This is a genomic window from Gordonia jinhuaensis, assembly GCF_014639795.1.
In the GTDB taxonomy this organism is placed as follows: Bacteria; Actinomycetota; Actinomycetes; order Mycobacteriales; family Mycobacteriaceae; genus Gordonia_B; species Gordonia_B jinhuaensis.
Genome location: NZ_BMGC01000003.1, coordinates 241669 through 258086, shown reverse-complemented (window position 1 = coordinate 258086; position 16418 = coordinate 241669). Strand labels below are relative to the sequence as shown.

General features: G+C 63.8%; 13 protein-coding genes. 7 read left to right on the top strand and 6 right to left on the bottom strand.

Annotated elements, in window-relative coordinates:
* Positions 1-371: 371 nt before the first annotated feature.
* Together IEW22_RS03795 and IEW22_RS03790 are read left to right on the top strand one after the other, a co-directional pair.
* The gene (locus IEW22_RS03795; protein ID WP_188585240.1) at positions 372-1325 is read left to right on the top strand and encodes a DUF222 domain-containing protein; all 954 of its coding nucleotides are present in this window, start codon (positions 372-374) and stop codon (positions 1323-1325) included.
* The gene (locus tag IEW22_RS03790; RefSeq protein ID WP_188585239.1) at positions 1322-1606 is read left to right on the top strand and encodes an HNH endonuclease; all 285 of its coding nucleotides are present in this window, start codon (positions 1322-1324) and stop codon (positions 1604-1606) included. Before IEW22_RS03795 ends, IEW22_RS03790 begins: the two co-directional genes overlap by 4 nt.
* A 354-nt stretch (positions 1607-1960) precedes the next feature.
* Here the strand turns inward: IEW22_RS03790 and IEW22_RS03785 are convergent, their stop codons facing one another.
* The 3 genes from IEW22_RS03785 to IEW22_RS03775 all read right to left on the bottom strand — a co-directional run bounded on the left by IEW22_RS03785 (position 1961) and on the right by IEW22_RS03775 (position 5115).
* Entirely contained in the window at positions 1961-2524 is a 564-nt protein-coding gene (locus IEW22_RS03785; RefSeq protein ID WP_188585238.1) for a YdcF family protein, read from the bottom strand.
* A 138-nt stretch (positions 2525-2662) separates the two neighbouring features.
* A complete protein-coding gene (locus IEW22_RS03780) occupies positions 2663-3313 on the bottom strand; it encodes a hypothetical protein (protein WP_188585237.1) in 651 nt (216 codons plus the stop codon).
* 392 nt (positions 3314-3705) lie between these two features.
* On the bottom strand, positions 3706-5115 hold the full coding sequence (locus tag IEW22_RS03775) for a sugar transferase (protein WP_308421354.1): 1410 nt from the start codon (positions 5113-5115) through the stop codon (positions 3706-3708).
* 1087 nt (positions 5116-6202) lie between these two features.
* On the opposite strand from IEW22_RS03775, the gene IEW22_RS03770 reads away from it, so the two are divergent.
* Entirely contained in the window at positions 6203-7315 is a 1113-nt protein-coding gene (locus IEW22_RS03770) for a glycosyltransferase (protein ID WP_188585235.1), read from the top strand.
* A gap of 185 nt (positions 7316-7500) precedes the next feature.
* On the opposite strand, the gene IEW22_RS03765 is transcribed toward IEW22_RS03770, so the two are convergent.
* The gene (locus IEW22_RS03765) at positions 7501-9186 is read right to left on the bottom strand and encodes an alpha/beta hydrolase-fold protein (RefSeq protein ID WP_188585234.1); all 1686 of its coding nucleotides are present in this window, start codon (positions 9184-9186) and stop codon (positions 7501-7503) included.
* Positions 9187-9759: 573 nt separating this feature from the next.
* On the opposite strand from IEW22_RS03765, the gene IEW22_RS03760 reads away from it, so the two are divergent.
* Entirely contained in the window at positions 9760-10434 is a 675-nt protein-coding gene (locus IEW22_RS03760) for an acyltransferase (protein WP_229742142.1), read from the top strand.
* Positions 10435-10550: 116 nt separating this feature from the next.
* Here the strand turns inward: IEW22_RS03760 and IEW22_RS03755 are convergent, their stop codons facing one another.
* Positions 10551-11615: a lipase family protein gene (locus IEW22_RS03755; RefSeq protein WP_188585233.1), complete on the bottom strand. Its 1065-nt coding sequence runs from the start codon at positions 11613-11615 to the stop codon at positions 10551-10553.
* Between the two features lie 197 nt (positions 11616-11812).
* Positions 11813-13126, bottom strand: a complete 1314-nt coding sequence (locus tag IEW22_RS03750) for a polysaccharide biosynthesis tyrosine autokinase (protein ID WP_188585232.1) — start codon at positions 13124-13126, stop codon at positions 11813-11815.
* A gap of 304 nt (positions 13127-13430) precedes the next feature.
* Between IEW22_RS03750 and IEW22_RS03745 the strand changes: the two genes are divergently transcribed.
* The 3 genes from IEW22_RS03745 (at position 13431) to IEW22_RS03735 (ending at position 16405) form a co-directional block, all read left to right on the top strand.
* Positions 13431-14054: an acyltransferase gene (locus IEW22_RS03745; RefSeq protein ID WP_229742141.1), complete on the top strand. Its 624-nt coding sequence runs from the start codon at positions 13431-13433 to the stop codon at positions 14052-14054.
* Positions 14055-14183: 129 nt separating this feature from the next.
* Positions 14184-15305, top strand: coding sequence for a glycosyltransferase (locus IEW22_RS03740; RefSeq protein WP_188585231.1), 1122 nt, complete (start codon positions 14184-14186; stop codon positions 15303-15305).
* Positions 15302-16405: a glycosyltransferase gene (locus tag IEW22_RS03735; RefSeq protein WP_188585230.1), complete on the top strand. Its 1104-nt coding sequence runs from the start codon at positions 15302-15304 to the stop codon at positions 16403-16405. Before IEW22_RS03740 ends, IEW22_RS03735 begins: the two co-directional genes overlap by 4 nt.
* The last annotated feature ends 13 nt before the right edge of the window (positions 16406-16418 follow it).

Genomic DNA, 16418 nt, shown 5'->3' with positions numbered 1-16418 from the left:
GTCGCGGAACTCCTGGGGATAGGGCTTGGGCACAGCTGGCATCCTTCCAGGCCGCCCGGCAGGGCAAGCCAGATCAGATGTCACCTACTCGTGCACCAGCCCCACATGACACAACAGGCGGTGTCCACGCAGGTCACGCGGCTGGACAATTACTGGGCACGCGATTGTTCGCCCGCAGCTCGAATGGGATGCGACTGACGGTGGCGGGCGAGATCTGCTCGATGTGGGCACCGCACCGATGTTCGGCATGCAGTCGTGCATTGTGACGCAGATTTACCGAAGTGATCATTGGTTATGAATGTGACCATTTCGCAACATGAGTCAGCACAAACGCATCCAGTTTCGAACATGTGTTCGTATACCTTGGAGGCATGAAGGCACCCGCTCTCGCCGCGACTAACCTCACCGCGGCCGATCTCGCCGGGAAGGCACTCGACACTGCACTCGATGTCACCGTCGACGATGCTGCGATCTTCTCGGATGCCCAAGCGTGGGCGAGAACTCGCAATGTCGCCGAGGCACGTCTGGTGGAGGCTGCAGTGGAGATGGACTCCCGAGGCCTGGCGCGCAAGCATGGGCGCCGACCGCGTGAACTGATGATCGCCGTGGGGCTCACACCAGGTGTCGCAACGCAGATCGTCCGGTTGTCGGACCGGATGCCCACACTGGATCGCATCTACACAGATCTTCGGGAGGGTCGCATGGGAGCGGAGATGGCAGACGTGATCGGCAAAGGTATCGCCCTCATCGAGCGGCGCGTCGGAAACCTCACGGAGACAGATCGATTCGACTGTGAGTCAAAGCTTCTCGCGCAATCGCGCTCGGCCGCGGCACCCCGCGATGTCGCCGACACCGCACGCGGTCTGGCCAACCGTCTGAGCGCCGAGTCGGACGAGGGTGTCGATCCGGCCACCGATCGGAGCAGCAACGACATGACGATTGTGCGCACCGATGACGGCCGGGTATGCCTGTCGGCGGATATCGATGTCACCACCGGCTCGGTGATCGCCGCGGCGATCGAGACGTTGGCCAAGCCACGACCCGAACCCGACGGCTCCCCTGACACGCGCACGGCCGGACAACGGAGAGTCGATGCGCTACTGCAGATCGCCTCCCTCACCGGCAACACGGTGTCCAAACCACACGTGTCGGTGACGGTCTCGGCAGAGGCACCCGAAGTGCCGACAATCCCCTGGCTGGGTGTGGTCCCCACGCTCACGGCACAGGTGCTGGCCGCGATTCGAAAGTCGAGGCGCTGGTGGTGGACGAGAACGGTGTCCCACTGGCGATGGGGAGAAGTGAGCGAACATTCCCGCCTGCGATGAAACGTGCACTCGCCGTTCGAGACAATGGTTGCATCAAGTGCGGTGCCCCAGCCGGCTGGTCGCACGCACACCACATCGTCTACTGGTCGAGCGGTGGCGCCACCGAGATCAGCAATGGTTGCCTGCTGTGCCCTGCCTGCCACGCCGCGATCCACCACGACGGGTGGGAGGTCGTCATGGGCGACGACGGCCATCCGTGGCTCAAGCCGCCTGCCAGTGTCGATCCGCGGCGTCGCCTACTGCGGTCGTACCACCGACGAACCATGACGCTGGCCGCCTGAGGTCGCTCACCTGGCCTGTTCGACAGACTGACCGCTTACCACCCTGACCGACAGGGCACCTGAACTACTGCACTGCGTGAATGCAGGGCCGGTTGCACACTCTGTGGCACTGGACCCCCAGAGCCACATGTCCTTTGACAACTCCATAGCGATATACCGGTCCAGTGTCCGGCGCGGCTGAGTTGATGCACATGTCTGCTGCGGTGCACATGTTCTCCTGATGCACTCGCGGCACTTCGCATGCGCACCTCGTCGCGCCGGACCACCTGGATGCACTCGTCTCGGCAAAGACCAGCGGGATCGAGATGTGCCTGACCCAGACAGGCAGGGTTGAGACGGGCAGGGTCGAGGGGCTCAGCAACCCAGAATCGCGGCCTTGACGAAGCCGACCGTCTGATAGACGTAGGTGTACTGCCACATCCCCACGCCGTAGTCGTACGTCCGTGGCACCGCGCGCATCGTGGTCTGGCCGCTGAAACACTGATGGAAGATGTAGCGCGCGCGGGGAAGGTGAAACCGCCAGCTGATGGCGATCACGTGATGCCATCCGTACTTGCGCGCCATGTCGCGGGTGAACATCGCCTCGCCGCGAGTTGTCGACGGATCGGGCGCGAAGCAGATGATCCGCACGCCGAGGTCCTCCCCGTTGCAGTAATGCTGCATGAAGTCCTCGCCGGGCGTTCCGCTCGGGTAAGGATTCGACAACAACACCGTCGACGCATACCCCTGTTGCGCCAATTGCACGCCGTACTGCACGCGGCCATCCTGTTCGCCACCCAGCACCACAATCGCATCGGCGTGGCTCAACGGGTCCTCATGGGCGCGAGTGAACAGGAAATAGCCCGTCACATTCAGCACGACCAGCGCTACCACCACAACGACGACAACGGACAGCACACATCGCCGTATCCACCGCATGCCCAAGAGTATGCAGGACCACCGATCTCACCTCGCCGATCGACCGGTACGTGACGAGGTGATCTCCGCGACGTCGATGCGTCACCGACCGCGGCCGCCGTCACTGACTCACGGGTCACTGGCTCACTAGCTCACGGTTCACTGGCTCACCGCCGCCGTTCCAGCGTGACCAAAGTGTGCGGCGGTCGCCGCGATCGCCTCGTCGTTCTCCCCACCCAACACATTGCCCCATGCCAGACCAGCGCCCCACGTCTCCACCCGTGACGGCGCAGTCCACGGCACCGACCTCGTCTGGCGAATCGGGATCCCCACCGCGGTCACAGCGAAGTGCAACCACACATCGTCAGCTCTCGGGCACAGGATCTTCCACGCGTCCCCGGCGTCACGGATCGCACGCTGTGCGGCCGGCCCGTACAAGACCCCCGAGGTGCCAGTGGCAAAGTTGTCGAGTGAGGCACGCGTGGTACGGCATTCCTTCCACGTGACATACGGGGCGATGCCTGAATCCTCGTGGCGCACCACATGAGCGCGATGACAGACCACCGGATCACGCCGGGCGGCGGACTGCTTGCCTATCCCCACCATTTCGTCACGGTACGAATCGTCGAGTCTGCGTAGCCACCAGCGGGGATAGATCACGTCGTCGTCTGCGGTCACCAGCACGTGGTCGTCACCCGCAAACTGCTCGCAGTACGGGTAGTACTTCTTGTGCGGCCCATAATCGGGACAGTGTCTGATCTCGAGCCCGCGCGCGACCAGTCGACGCAGCATCGCGGGTGGATTCTGCACTGCCCCCGCGTCATCGAGCCAGAGAATCAACCGAGTTGGTCGTTGCGCACCCCAGCAGATCGACTCCACAGTCGCGTACACACCCCGAATTCTTTTGCCATACGAGGTCAGACTGACGTCGATCGCGGAGGACGCAGCGCTCGAGCCGTCGGCCGCAGAAGTTCCCTCGCGGTCACACGCTACGACGCTGCGTGAGGACATTCGATTGGATACCGCATACACGGTGTACATCGCGTATGAATAACCCAAGGAGGCAACTGATTTCGCGCCATCGCGCAACAGGTGCAGCACACTGCCCATCTAGCACGACACCGGTGAACAGACGATGGCCAGGGCCGAAGCTCACGACGTATGGATGGTGAACTCGCCGCACATCCCGGCTCGGCAAGATGTCAGTACGCGCCGTCAGAGCCGATGACGGCTTTGGCGGTACGCCACAGGATCAGCATGTCCTGCATGATCGACCAGTTCTCCACGTAGGAGAGGTCCAGCCGTACCGACTCCTCCCAGGAGAGATCCGACCGCCCCGACACCTGCCACAGCCCAGTCATGCCGGGGCGAACCAACATTCGTCGCGCCACCTGACCGCTGTACTGTTCGACCTCGGACCTCAGCGGAGGCCGCGGACCCACCAGCGACATCGAACCGCCCAACACGTTGAACAGCTGAGGAATCTCGTCGAGCGACAAGCGCCGCAGAATCTTGCCCACCCGAGTGACCCGCGGGTCCTCACGCATCTTGAACAGCACCCCGTTGCCGTCCGACAGATGTACAAGATTGTCGACCTGCTTGTCCGCGTCGGCGACCATCGATCGGAACTTCCACATCACGAACGGTTCGTTGTTGAGACCGATCCGTTCCGCTCGATAGAAGATGGGGCCACGCGACTCGCATTTGACCGCGATGGCGCATGCGATCAGCACAGGCGTGATCATGACCAAGAGGACTAGCGAACCCAGGCGGTCGAACGTGGCCTTGAGGTAACGGTTGGCGCCCTCATAACGAGGCTTGTCGATGTGCAACAGAGGCAGTCCAGCGACCGGGCGCACCATCATGCGAGGGCCGGAAACGTCGACCACTCCAGGCGCGACAACCATGTCAACGTCCATACCCTCCATCTCCCAGGAGAGCTCACGCATTCGCGAATGCCCGAGTACTTCTGCGGAGGTCACCGCCACCACGGTTGCACCCGAGAGCGCGACCGCCTCACGGGCGGAGTCGAATTCGCCGTACATGGGGATGATCTTGCCTTTGATCTCCAGGGGTGCCCCACCCTTGTGATCAACGGGCAGACATACCCCGACGACCTCGTATCCGAGCCCCGGACTTGCCAGCAGTCGCTCGATCAACGGCTTGGCAGACTCAACCGACCCGATCACCAACACCTGATTGAGATCGAGTCCGCGCCGGCGGCGACCCGTCAGGTGACAGCGCCACATCCATCGTGTGAAGAGAAGTGCCGCCGCGCCGAGGGGGAAAGCCACCACCAGGAATCCCCGCGCCAGGTTAAGGCGGAAAATCGAATCCAGAATCGCCAGGACACCGAAAGCGAGGAAACTCGCACCGACCACTCGTGAGTATTCCGAACCACCCTCGGCCACCACGCGACGGTCGGCCGAGTGGGTGAGTCGAAGTGCGATGAGCCAGACGACGGCGAGGAATCCCGACACCATCCACATCGGAATCAATGCGCTGGTGGCTCCGACACTCGCCCCGCCGAACCGCACCCACTGCGCGACAACCACTGCGAGAGCCACGGAGAGGAAGTCGGTCACCACGATCCGACGGAGGTAGCGGTACACCCAACCATCAGCGCGGGTACGAATGAAATGGGATTGGTGCCGAACACCGACGGGTCCGGGGAACCGGTTCGTCCCGCGCATCGGATTAGCCACCGTGACACACCCTCCCCATCGAAATACTGCCCCGCCGAGGTGGGGCGCAGAACCGAAAGAGGATCGACGTCGATCCGCTGGCGCGATCGGTGTCGAATAGTGCGCAGGTCGTCAGACCGCGTCGATCGTCTTCATAAAGGGTAAGGCATTACGCTCAACACCGATAACCGAGTAGCCGTTGGCAACGCACTATTAACCCGTTCGGACGACGCGAGTGACGTGAGTCTCAGTTCAAGCGGCGTGTTCGATAAACATGGTGCGCCACAACGTATTCACTGCTTCGGATAAGTACTCCTCCACGGATGAGTCGACACCGACCCGCAGCATCGCGCGGAGTCCCCTCCGAACACACGGTGACATGGGAGGCGTTGACATGCGCGGGGTTCGCTTTGGTGACGACCGGGTCGCCCGCGGGAAACCTCATTCGCATCGTCCACCCGTTACCAGCCGAACGACATTCGATCGCATGATCGTGACGTACCGCATCGGGTGCCAGCCGGTCGGGTTTCCGATCCACAGCGAATTCTTAACAGGATCAGAATATCGGACAAATCGGCCAGTGACTTTCCACAAAACCGATCGCACGTTTTGTACCCGAATACAGCTACGTGAAATTCATGTGAACCCAGATCAACTCTGCGTGATCCCAACGGTGTTCACTGGCGCACACGCCCACCGATAATCGTGTCAAATCACCGCGAGAACAGCGCGAACAACGCGCCTCGCCGACGTCGTTGTCCGGCAGGGACCTCTGCGGACGGTGATAATGAATGAGATTGCATTTCAGGCCGGGAGTGGTGAGCCCGTGAGATCAGCACCGCCGACCCGCGATCGCCCGCGAGGCAACACGGCCTCAAGCAATACGCCCGATCCGTCAAGGAAGTGGCCCGATCCGTCGAAGAAGTGTCGCGTGATCGATCCACACCACATGAGATCCAACAGCCGGCAGTCCCACGCCCCACCATGGCAGGACCCCGGAAAGGGAGATTTTGCAATGTCGCCAACCGGAAGACGATGGACGATCTCGCACGACTTCTCCTTCGTGTTCGGCGGGGCAGAGCTGGTCACCAAGGTCATGTCCGAGGCACTGTTGCCCGACGCCGACGTCACGGTGCTCGCCGGAGACGACTCCGTGACAGCCCAACTCGGCAGCCGCACCCGCCAGCTGCTGTCGACCCGTCTGACCGCAGACAACTACCGCTATCTGCTGCCCGCGTATCCGTCACTGCTGGCCAGACAGCCGGTGATCGAAGGCGACATCCTCGCATCCTCCTACGCGTTCAGTCACCATCTGCAGTGCACGGGAAGAAAAATCGTCTACTGCCACAGTCCATTTCGACAGATCTGGAGCGCGGCTGAGGAGGTTCAGAGCAGCGGCCTGGTGCCACGACTGGCGCTGGAAATGTTCGGTGGTCGGTTGCGCGCGGCCGATCTGCGGGCCGCGTCGAGCGCACACCAGTATGTTGCGACGAGCATGGCAGTCAAGCGGCGGATCGAGGACTATTACGGTCGCCGCGATGTTCCGTTGATTCCGCCGCCCCTCGACCTCCCTGAACTCCACCCGAGCGGTGTGACAACCGATTCCGAACGCGACGGACTTCTCTGGGCCGGCCGAGTGATCGAACCGTATAAGAAGCTCGCACTTCTCGTGGAGACCATGCGATCATTGCCCGACCTCACCCTGACCGTCGCCGGTGACGGACGCGACCTGCCGGCGATCAAGGCCAACGCTCCGGACAATGTGCGTTTCGTGGGATGGCTGTCGAAACATGACCTCTACCAGGAGTATTCGCGAGCCAAGGTATTGGTCTTCCCCAGCGAGGATGATTTCGGCATCTCGGCGGTGGAAGCCCAGGCATTCGGCACCCCGGTGGTCGCGTATGGACACGGTGGTGCACTAGACACGGTCGAGGACGACCTCAACGGTCTCTTCTTCAGATCACAGACCGTCGATGACCTCCGAGAAGCGATTCGGCGAGCGATGAAACGGCAATGGGCACACGAGTGCATCGCTGCGAAGGTCCGGGAAAATTACGGAACACGTCGCTTCCTGCGCCAGATGCGCGAACTCCTCGACGAGTCGCCCAGCAGCCAATACGTGGCCTGACCAGGGAATCTGGTCGGGGTACGAGGCTGGCCAGGGGATATATCTGACCGGAGACAAACATCCGCCCGGAGACAACCCCTGACAGATACCACTCCGTCGGGAAATGGCTCTTCCCAAATGCGATTCTGCCGCCACACCTTTCGATGTGGCGGCAGAATCAGTGTCGACGGACGAGAACCGCGTTGCTACGACACAACCGTGGCCGGTGCCGTTGCCGGCTTGGTCACCGCAGTCGCCGATGCCGTCGAAGCGGTCGATGCCGTCGCGGTCGTATCCGTGGGAGCCGACTCGGCGGGTGCGGAGTCGGTGGCCGGCGTCGAATCGCCCGAGGTGGTCTCGACCGGTGCCGATTCCGACGGTGCCGGGGTCGCCGCGGTGTCCGTGGATGCGGGCGCCTCTGTGGTCGGATCGGTGGTGACCGGTGCTGGCTCCTCCGTATTCGCCGGAGTGCTCTGCGACTCCCCAGTCTCTCCAGTGGGAGCTGTGGTGCCCTGGGATCCGTCATCGGACGTCGAAGCAGGTGCCGTGCTCCCGGACCCGGTGGCCGCCGGATCCGAGTTCGTGGACTCCGTTGTGTCCGTGGGTGTTCCAGCCTCGGTGGTTTCCGAGGACACCGGGGTCACTCCGGCACTTGGGGTACCTTCGGGGGCGTCATCGGCAACGGTAGCTTCGGTGCCAGTGCCGCTCGGGTCAGTGCTGGCCGGGTCAGTGCTGGCCGGGTCAGTCGTGGCCGTGGTCGTCGTCGAGGTGGTCGTCGTCGCGGTGGTCGACGCGATCGACCCGTCGCTGTTGACCACGGTCACGGTGGGCAGTGCAGCCAGCTGATTCTGCACCCACAGTGCGTCACTGGGAAGGTTCTGCTCCCAGTGCGTCCAATCGTGCGCGCCGAAGGTGTAGACGAATTTCACCGGTGCACCGGTGATCGCTGCCTGAATGTTCAACACGACCGTCGACACCAGTGAACCGAGCTCCAGCCCCACGCCGACGCCGATGTTGTAGATGGTGGCAATCGGGTCGCCACCCATCGAGGTCAGCAGCGCACTCCACTCGGCCAGCGAACCCGGGAGCCCGATACCCACCGATACGATGGCCGTCTGCCCGTTCTTCTTCAGCTGGGCGAGATTCAGGCCGGCGTCGTTGATACCCCACGAGTTCGTGGGCGAATGCGGGTCACCCCACATCGCGGTCGAACCGTTGTTGATGCCGGCGGTGTACTTCTGGATGAACGGGATCAGGAACCAGCCGAGCGGGTTGTCGGTCTGATAGAAGCCCGACGTGCCGTCGGCGACAGACCACACCGTCGGATGCTTCTCGGCCAGCGTCAATGCCGAACCACCCGACATCGACAGGCCCACAATGGCATTACCCGATGTGCTGACACCGAAGTTCGTGTTGAGATAGTCCGGCAGCTCGGAAGACAGGAACGTCTCCCACTGTTCCTTCTGCGTGGTGCCGTCGGTCATCTGCGCGTCGGAATTCCAGTCGGTCATCCACGATCCGGCGCCACCGGCGGGCATCACGAGCGTGTACTGGGCGCTGTAGGCACCGTATGTGCCGATCTGCGGATACGACCAGGTGTTGCGATCAGCCGGAGCGCCGATGCCGTCGAGGAAGTACACGCCGCGTTCACCGTTGGTCGACGACCCGTCGGACGCACGGATATTGACCGTCACGTATTTCTGCATCGACTCGCTGTATACCGAGCACGACTGGACGAGGTACTGCGTGTCCACCCAATCACAGTGGGGCCGCAGCACGGCCTGGGTGTTCGCCGCATAAGCCGTGCCGACGCCTGCCACCATCGACGCACCGACGACGAGTGCGGTGACTGCGGTGACACGACGAGCGGGAACCCGGCTCCGGTCGCGCATCGACCGCGTTTGCGGCTCATCGATGCCGACGTGGTCGGCAGTCAAGACGGGAAGACCGGACGCAGCATCTCCCGCGCGAATCCGATCGGATGTGTGAGTTGCACGTTGCGCCCCCCTCGGTTCGGAGGAGGTGACAACCCACCCCGATCCGCAACGCGTCGTGCTGTCCACGCTGTCAGCGTGACGTCTGTGTCGCATCCTCCTGAAACCCTTCCCCCCAACCAGCCATTGAGAAAATCGGCGCACACATCGTGATCACGCACGATGATTGCTTCCGACGCCCATCGGACGGACCCCTCGAATTCAGCCCGATGCATGTGAAAATTATCATGCGCAACTCCATACGGCGCGCTGAGAAGTCGATCCGCCGAGAATCCCCACCGAATTACATCGTTCGACTGACGCCGACTTCATCTATCGAGAACATCATCGAGGTGATCGGCTCGATGATGTTCTCGTAACAATATGCACCGCCGGAGAAAATGCGCCCACCCGCGATCAGCTTTATCATCCAGTAGGCACTCGCTCGGTGATCTCGGGATCACCGATCAGGCAGGAGAAGGTGAGCCCAGCATGACCCACGACGCCGTGACCGACGAGTCCCTGCTCGACGACTCTTCCGCGCTCAACCAGGCTGCCGACACTCCCCGGCCCGCGTTCTACGACAATCAGGAAGCCCCGCACCTGGACTCCGAGTGCGTCCACCGCAACTGGCGGCATTCCGACAAGCGCGAAGTGCTCATGGAACGGTTGTTCAACTGGGCGGTCACCTACGTCCCCTCGCACACCGTTCGTCAGACCTGGTTGCGACTGTCGGGTGCCACCATCGGCAAGAACACGTCGATCATGTTGGGCACCAAGGTGATCGGGCCACTGAGTCTCACCGTCGGCAACAACTGTTCGATCGGTTCGCGGTGCCTGCTCGACGGTCGCGGCACGCTCACGATCGACGACGACGTGGTGGTGGCCAGCGATGTACAGCTGATCACCGGACATCACATCGTCAACACCGACGATTTCCATGGCCACTACAACGCAGTGCACATCGGTCATCACGCCTGGATCGCCAGCCGTGCGACCGTACTCGACGGGGTGGACATCGGCGCCGGAGCGGTGGTCGCGGCCTGCTCGCTGGTGCGCTTCGACGTCGAGCCCATGACGATCGTCGCCGGCATCCCCGCGAAACCCACCGGAAAGCGCGACTCCACGCTGGAATATCACCCCGATTATCGGCCACTTCTGTACTGACAGATCACCCAGGTACGTCAGCGCACAGCGGTGCACGAATGCCCGGGGGAAATCGTTGCTCTCGGGAAAGATTCCGTCCGGCCCACGGCCAGAAAGATGAATCCGGTTTCGAATTGTCACGGCCTGGTGGTCTCGCTGCACCCGGCCGGAATCTGGGCTGGATTCCCCAGACGCTGCGCCATCCACTCAGTCGCGTCGTAATCGTTGACACCGGAATGGCCGGCCTTCGGTGAGAACGTGGTCTCGATCCGGGAACCGAGGCCGCACGCCCGCGTGATCGCTGCGGCCGTCCACTGCGGATCGATGAAGGTGTCGGCCCCCGCGTAATAGACACGCATAGGTGCCGCGGCGCGCGTGACGGGCAATGCCATCTGCTGCAATACCGCGCGCAACCGCTGTGCGGCAGCGGCATTGGCCGGGGCGAGATCGGCGGGGTCCAGATGATCCAATGCGTTGGTGCGCGCACCAGAGGATGCGCTGTCACACGATGTGAGCAACCCCCACTGAGATTTCGCCGCTCCTCGACGATAGTCGTCGACCACCACGTCGGGGTGCGTCCGCGACACGGTGTCGACAACCGCGACATAGGCCCCCGCCTGATCGCGGCTCATACGTCGGTCGACCGCGAGATCGACCAGACCGCTGATGTCGGCGGGTGGGACGACACTGACGGTGCCCAGCAGGTTGAGATCGGGCGCATACGCGGCACTTTCCTCATTCGCGGCCCACACTGCAGCACCGCCCTGCGACGGACCGTAGGCCACCCACACAGCACCGACGTCATGCGAGGCTCGCCGCGCAGCGCGCACCGAGTCGATCACATTGCGTCCAGCCGTCGCCGCGTCGAGATAGGGGTGCACACCTGGCATGCCGAGCCCCTGATAGTCGGTGGCCACCACCGCAACCCCCGAGGCGAGGTATCCGCTGAGCTGCTTTCCCGCGCCGCCGAGTTCTCCACTCAGCGACGGTGCGCAGGACTCCTGGATGCCACTGGTCCCGTGCGCGAAAGCGAGCACCGGCCAACCACCTGCCGGCGGGGTTCCGTTGGGTAGCAGCAGAAATCCCGACACCTCGGTGGCGTGTCCGTCGGGTGCGTAGGTGGAGCGGTACACGATTCGCATCGCTCGGCTCGTCGCGGCCGCCACATCCCCGTCGAGGTAGGGGATCGTGCTCGCCGACACGAGAGAACCCGGTGACGTGCCCGAGGTGTCCACACCACTGATCGGGACGGCGGTCCGCCGCGGCGGCTCGCTGTCGCCTCCAGAACAGCCGGCCGATATCACCGTCACGGCAACCGCCGCCGCCATTGCCGTCGTGTGGACCCGCATTCGGGACAGGCGGGAGGCATCGATCCGACGACGCGCGCTGAAAAGACCGATCACAGCCCCGATGTCGCACGGTGTGCGTCGGCGAGCACTGTGCCGACGATGCCCGAACCACTCTGGTCGAAGGTCACCACGGCCTCGGCGACCTCCTCACGAGTGGCGCCGCCCTGCTCGACGGTGAACAGAACACCGTCGGTGGCCGGCGCGACCACCACGCCATCAGTGGACCGCGCAAGCGCCGGCGTGGCGACCAGGACATAGGAGAACTGCCCGCGCAGCTGCTTGAGGACGTCGACGAACGCCGACGAACCGAGAGCTCCGGCGGTGACCCGTGATCCGGTGCCACGCGGAAGCAGGCTCACGTTGTCGACCGACGTCTCGGCGAGCACGTCATCGACGGATACACCGCCGGCGAGGACGTCGGTGAGGCCTCGGCTGTCGCCGGCACCCATCTCCTCACTCACTCCGGCCGGGGTGTCAGAGGATTCGGCCGAGCCCAGACCGGCATCGAGAACCAGTACGCTGCGGCCTGTTTCGGCGATCGCAGCAGCGAGGTTGCGCACGTACCCGATCCCGTCGGCGCCCGCAGAGGTCCCGGTGAGCGTGACCACCGATCCGGTGTTGGTACGCGCCTGGGCGAACAACATGGTGCGCAGTTCACGGAACGCCTCGGTGATCGCACTTGCACCCGCGACTCCGAACACCTCCCCCTTCTTCGCGCGAGGAATCCGCGCGAGCACCGGGGCCGGCGCTCCGGCACCGGCCAGATCGCCGACAGTGCGGATGCGGTGATCGGTCTTGTCGCGCACGACCGCGGCGACGATGCCGATCACCACGCCCACCACCAGTGCGATCAGCAGATTCAGTCCCCAGTTGGGCGACGAGGGGCTCGAGGGGATCGTCGCGTTGTTCACCACCTCGGCCCGCGCCACCTGTGCACCCTTGCTCGAGGCCTCGAGATTCTCGATCGCCGAGGCGGTCTGCTTGGCGACCTCGGTGGAGATGTCACGGGCCGTACGCGCATCGGAGTTGCTGGCGGTGATCGACAGCATCACCGAGTTACTCGGTGCCTCAGCACTGATCTCGGACTGCAGTTTCTCCGGCGTCATCGCCAGACCCAGCTCCGCGATCGAGGCCTTGGCCACGTCGATACCGGTCGCGATGTCGACGTAGGTGGAGATGCGGTCCTTGGTGAACAGGCTTCCCTGATAGGCGTCACTGGCGGTGCCGTCACCGGATGCACTGAGGAAGATGTCTGACTTCGCCTCGTACGTGGGCGTTGTCGCGGCGGACACGCCGGCCGCCACTGCGAGTGCGATCACCACGGTGATCACCACGACCAGCCAGCGGCGGCCGATGGCAGCCACGTATTCCCCGATCCCCACTCGATCAACTCCCCACACGGAACACAGAATTATTTTGCGTACACGAATCCGAGAAATGAATTCGATGAAAACTTCGGTCTCGAATTGCATCCGCCACGGAGTTTCAGCGCTGACCTTCCGCCCTGCACACCCGAGCCGCCACCACAATGGCTGCCCGTCACGAACATCGTAAAGGCACCGAACCATACATCGCACGCCAACGTGCTTCGCGATCGTGAAGAGTTGGCGGTCACACACAACCGTCTCCAGACGAGCGAACCTGTTGCGACGACGTTACTGTGCTCGCATGACGCAGACCACCGCATCACCGTCAAGCGCGCACGGGGATCCCGCTGATTCGGTGCCGCCGGCCACGACGTCGGTTATTCGCACGTCATACGAACAGACGCGTCGACAGAAATTCGTCGAGCGCTTTTTCAATCTGCTCGTCACCCATGTGCCCTCCCACATGTTCCGCCAGGCATTTCTCCGATTCGGCGGGGCCACCATCGGCACCGACACCGCGATCATGCTGGGTGCCAACATCATCGGACAGGAATCGCTGGTGATCGGCGACAACGTGTCGATCGGGCCCGACGTGATGCTCGATGCACGCGGCGGACTGACCATCGATGACGACGTGGTGATCGCCGGCGACAGCCAGATCATCACCGGCCGGCATCTGGTCAACTCGCCCGATTTCGCAGCCGAGCTCGCGCCGGTGCACATCGGTCACCATGCGTGGCTGGCCTCACGCGTGACCGTCACCATGGGCGTCACCATCGGTTATGGCGCGGTCATCGGTGCATGCTCGCTGGTGACCAAGGATGTCGGCGACATGCGCATCGCCGCGGGCGTACCCGCCAAGGAACGCGGCACGCGCGAGTCGTCGCTGGACTACCACCCGACCTATCGGCCGATCATCACCTGAGCTCACATCATCTGATTTCACGACGACGTGACGAGGCCACAACGACACCCGGGCGGCACGTCGTGCGACGATTCGCCACGGGCCGCCGTGTCACCCCACCCGACACCGGTGAACCAGGAGGAGCTGATCATGAACTCGTCACTGGACGCTCGACTGGTGTACGTAGCCCCCGCCTCAGGCGGCGGAATCGGTGACTACGCAGAGGAATTCGCCTCTGCTGTCGCTCCGCACTTCACCGAGGTGATCCACTACCCGGTGACCGACTATCAGGCGACATCGCCGCGTGAGATCGCACGCGTCATCCGCGAGGTGCGCGATCTGGCGATCAGCACCGCCGATCGTGGGCCGGCGATCACTCATGTCGAGCTCGGTGGCCAGTCGACCCCGAGCTTCTGGGCGATGGCCTCACTTCCCGCACGCGTTCTGGCAACCGCCACGATCCACGATGCGCCACAACCGGTCTGGGCACCGTTCAAGATCGGGCCGGTCGCCTGGCACCCGCTGCTGTTCCACGGTGTGCACGTGCCCTTGCAGCCGGTGAGTCGCCGCGTGCAGCGGCGGGCACTGAGGGGTCGCACCGTGTTCACCCTGACCGGGGTCGCGGGTCGGCCGACCGAGGAATTCCTCACCGGCAGCGATGTGGTCACCGCACGGCATTTCATCCTCCAACGCCCCGATCTGGGTGCACTCACCGACCGGCCCACCGCTGTGGGCATGTTCGGCTACGTCTACGACGGCAAGGGTTTTGACCTCCTGGGCCGATTGCGCGAGGAACTCGACCCCGACGTGGGACTGGTGATCGCCGGCCGCGGCACCGAACACCTCGACGCGGTCGACGGCGTGAGCATCCTGGGCGAGGTCAACGGCACCGACGAGGACAAGTTCTTCGCCTCGATCCGCGCTCTGCTCGTCCCCTACAGCAAGGTGTTCCGCTACGGAAAGGTCTGGGCCGCGAGCGGAGCAGCCGCGCGTGCGCTGGCCTACGGCGTTCCCGTGGTGACCATCGACGACGCCGCGCAGGCCGAACTCATCGCCGAGGGAGGTGCGCTCGGAGCGGCGTCGGTTCACGATCTCGCGACCACGGTCAACGCCCTGATGCGCGACGTACCGCAACAGGTGGCGCTCGGTGAGCAGGTTCGCCGACTGCGCGAGGAGCGTACGCCGGCGCGGGCGGTCATGCCGTTCGTGAACACCTGGCGAACACTGTTGGGCGGCTCCGGCGATGCCCCGACGCGGACCGTGGCGTCATGACCGCACTCTCTGACGCTCGCCTGATCGACGCGCGCCTGATCTATGTCGCGCCGACCACCGGGCGCAGCGGCGTCGGCGATTACGCCGACGACTTCGCTGCCGCCCTCCGACCGCATGTTCGCGAGGTGATCGAATACCGGATCGCCTCCACCGGAAGCGAGTCGGTGGCCGACATCATCGGCGACGTGCGGGCCGTGCGCCGCCTTGTGCGAGCATGCGCACGGCGTGGACCGGTGATCGCGCACTTCGAGATGAGCTGTGGATCGGTGGCTCCCTTCTGGGCATCGGCGCTCGGCGCGGACATCGTCGTGACGGCGACCGCCCATGATGCCCCGCAGCCGGTGTGGTGGCCGTTTCGCACCGCCCTGCTCTCCCGCCACCTGCTGGTTCACCATGCGGTGCATTACCCGTCACGTCCGCTCATCGACGCCCTGCAGACGCGAATCACCGCCGGACGGACCCTGTTCGCACTCACCGGGATCGGCGCCGAGCAGATGGCTCGGCGCTATCCGCGAGCCCAGGTCCACGAGGCACGTCACTACATCCCCAAACGCCCCGATGTGACCCCGCTGAGCGGTCGTCCGCGTGCAGTCGGACTGTTCGGGCACGTCTACAAGGGCAAGGGATTCGATCTCATCGGCGAACTGCGTGCACACCTCGACGACGATGTGGAGATCGTCGTCGCCGGCCGCGGTACCGCTCAGATCGCGCCGATGCCCGGTGTGACCGTGCTCGGAGAGGTCAACGGTCCCGACGAGGAGAAGTTCTTCTCGTCCATCCGCGCACTCGTCGCACCGTATTCGAAGAGCAATTCCTACGGCACCATGTACTCGGCCTCGGGTGCGGCCTCGCGCGCCATCGCCTACGCGACGCCGCTGGTGTGCGTACCCGACGGCGCACTGACAGAACTCGTCGACGACGGTGTTGCCGTGGCGAGCGGTCCCGAACCGCATGCGATCGCTGCGCAGATCCGCGCGGTCATCGATGACGAGGCCAGACTCGACGCGTTGGAGCATGCCGCCTCGACTCTGCGCGCCGCCCGCTCGATCGACCGGGCCGTCGAGCCGTTCCTCGACGCATGGGCGGATCTGCTGTCATGACGTCGGCGCAGTC